Origin of the sequence: Streptomyces sp. NPDC006265 (assembly GCF_040613555.1) — a bacterium.
Lineage (GTDB): Bacteria > Actinomycetota > Actinomycetes > Streptomycetales > Streptomycetaceae > Streptomyces.
In genome coordinates, this window is the sequence record NZ_JBEXSH010001288.1 from 1 (window position 1) to 1,778 (window position 1,778).

The window sequence follows — 1,778 nt, forward strand, 5'->3', positions numbered from 1 at the left end:
CCATCTTGGTCTCGGTCACCACGTAGGCGTCCATCCACGGCATGACCGACCCGCCGTTGTCGATCTTGTCCTTCACTACCACCAGCTGGTGCAGGACTCGCCGCGCGGTACGAACGGCGGTGGCGGTGCCTTCCTCTCCTGTGGCTGGGGCGGGGGCGGCGAGTGAGGTGGCCGGCGCCCTTCGAGGGGGCCGGGTATGTGTGAGGGGCGGCTCGTCCTCCCGGACGGCCGCCCCTTCTGCCGCGCGGGTGTCAGACCTTCAGCGTCCTGATCGAGGTCGGCGCGTGGCCGGGCTCGGTGGCGACCTCCTCGAACTCCACGACGTTGCCGATGTCGTTGGTCGTCGACATGGAGATGTTGGTGACGCGCTCCAGGATCGCCTCGACGACGACCGGGACACGGTGCTCCGCAGCCAGCTTCTTGGCCTGCTCGAAGGCGTCGCCCAGCTCGGCGGGGTCGGTGACCCGGATCGCCTTGCAGCCGAGGCCCTCGGCGACCTTGACGTGGTCGACGCCGTAGACGCCGAGCTCCGGCGAGTTGAGGTTCTCAAACTCCAAGTTGACCTGGAAGTCGATCTCGAACGCCCGCTGCGCCTGCCGGATCAGGCCCAGGTAGGAGTTGTTCACCAGGACATGCACGTACGGGATCCTGTGCTGCGCGCCGACCGCGAGTTCCTCCAGCATGAACTGGAAGTCGTAGTCGCCGGAGAGCGCGACGACGGAGGCCTCCGGGTCGGCCTTGGCGACGCCGAGCGCGGCCGGGATGGTCCAGCCGAGCGGGCCGGCCTGGCCGCAGTTGATCCAGTGCCGGGGCCGGTAGACGTGCAGCATCTGGGCACCGGCGATCTGCGAGAGGCCGATGGTGGAGACGTACCGGGTCTCCGGGCCGAAGGCCTTGTTCATCTCCTCGTAGACGCGCTGCGGCTTGATCGGGATGTCGTCGAAGTGCGTACGGCGCTGGAGGGTCGCCTTGCGCTCCTGCGCGGCCTCGGCCCACTCGGAGCGGTCGGACAGCCTGCCTGCCGCCTTCAGCTCGCGGGCGACCTCGACGAACAGCTTCAGGGCGGCCTTGGCGTCGGAGGCGATGCCGTAGTCCGGGGCGAAGATCCTGCCGATCTGGGTGGGCTCGATGTCGACGTGCACGAACGTCCGTCCGGCGGTGTAGACGTCGAGCTTGCCGGTGTGGCGGTTGGCCCAGCGGTTGCCGATGCCGAGGACGAAGTCGGACTCCAGGAAGGTCGCGTTGCCGTAGCGGTGCGAGGTCTGCAGGCCCACCATGCCTGCGTTCAGCTCGTGGTCGTCGGGCAGCAGGCCCCAGCCCATCAGGGTCGGGACGACCGGAGTGCCCGTCAGTTCGGCGAATTCGACGAGGAGTTCGGCGGCGTCGGCGTTGATGATGCCGCCGCCCGCGACGATCAGCGGCCGCTCGGACGCGTTCAGCATCCCGATCGCCTTCTCGATCTGGGCGCGGGACGCGGCGGGCCTGTAGACCGGGAGCGGCTCGTACGTCTCCGGGTCGAACTCGATCTCCGTCAGCTGCACGTCGATCGGCAGGTCGATGAGGACCGGGCCGGGGCGGCCGGAGCGCATCAGGTGGAAGGCCTGCTGGAAGACGCCCGGGACCTGCGCGGCCTCCAGCACCGTGACGGCCATCTTCGTGACCGGCTTGGCGATGGAGGCGATGTCGACGGCCTGGAAGTCCTCCTTGTGGATCACGGCGGTAGGGGCCTGGCCCGTGATGCACAGGATCGGGATGGAGTCGCCGATCGCGGAGTACAG

1 protein-coding gene is annotated in these 1,778 nt (G+C 68.7%); it reads right to left on the reverse strand.

Annotation, left to right across the window (positions count from 1 at the left end; all coding sequences use genetic code 11):
- Positions 1-251 precede the first annotated feature (251 nt).
- Positions 252-1,778 (reverse strand): glyoxylate carboligase (gene gcl / locus ABZ281_RS48060; protein WP_356665020.1); only part of this gene is annotated, 1,527 nt, incomplete at its 5' end.